The following is a 1057-nucleotide window of genomic DNA, read 5'->3' as shown; positions in this document are numbered from 1 at the left end:
CTGATGACGAGCGGGCGGTGTTGGAAAGATGGACGCGTCGGGCGACATCGGCCCAGGCCCTGGCCCTGCGGGCGCGGATTGTGCTGGCCTGTGCCGGGCCGGAGGTGCCGCCGATCGTCGCAGTCGCCCGGGATCTTCGGGTGACAGCGGACACGGTCCGCAAGTGGCGGCGGCGCTTCCTCGCCGAGCGGCTGGACGGGCTGGCCGACGAGCCCCGGCCAGGTCGGCCTCCCACCATCAGCGTCGATCAGGTGGAAGCGGTGGTGGTCACCACGCTGGAACAGCTGCCGAAGAACGCCACCCACTGGTCGCGCAAATCGATGGCCGAGCACAGTGGCCTGTCGAAGTCCACGGTCGGCCGGATCTGGCGGCAGTTCCAGCTCAAGCCGCATCTCGCGGACACCTTCAAGCTCTCGACGGACCCGTTGTTCGTGGAGAAGGTCTACGACGTCGTCGGCCTGTACTTCAACCCGCCCGAGGGGGCGGTAGTGCTCTCGGTGGACGAGAAGTCGCAGATCCAGGCCCTGGACCGGTCCCAGCCGGTGCTGCCGATAATGCCGGGCATGCCCGAGCGGCGCACCCACGACTACGTCCGCAACGGCCTGACCACCCTGTTCGCCGCATTCGACGTCGCCACCGGCGAAGTCATCACCGCCCTGCACCGCCGGCACCGGGCCGTGGAGTTCAAGAAGTTCCTGATTCGGATCGACAAAGAGGTGCCCGCTCACCTGCAGGTCCACCTGATCGTCGACAACTACGGCACCCACAAGACACCGGCGATCAAGGCATGGCTGGCCAAACACCCGCGGTTCGAGCTGCACTTCACTCCGACCGGCTCCTCGTGGATCAACCAGGTCGAGCGGTGGTTCGGCTACCTGGCCCACCAGATGATCCGTCGCGGCGCACACAAGAACATCCAGGCACTGGAAGCCGACATCCGGGCATGGGTCAAAGACTGGAACGAAGACCCCAAGCCGTTCATCTGGACCAAGACCGCCGAAGAGATCCTCGACTCCCTCGCCCGCCTCTGCCGACGGATCTCTGGCGCAGGACACTA

At 66.2% G+C, this 1057-nt stretch carries 1 protein-coding gene; it reads left to right on the top strand.

Annotation, left to right across the window (positions count from 1 at the left end):
* Positions 1-1057: IS630 family transposase (locus ASC56_RS00070; RefSeq protein WP_079102186.1), on the top strand; the 1057-nt coding region annotated here is incomplete at both ends.

It is taken from the genome of Streptomyces sp. TP-A0356 (assembly GCF_001417775.1).
Taxonomy (GTDB): domain Bacteria; phylum Actinomycetota; class Actinomycetes; order Streptomycetales; family Streptomycetaceae; genus Streptomyces.
Note: the sequence above shows the minus strand (reverse complement) of the source record. Positions and strands in the feature narration are given on the sequence as shown.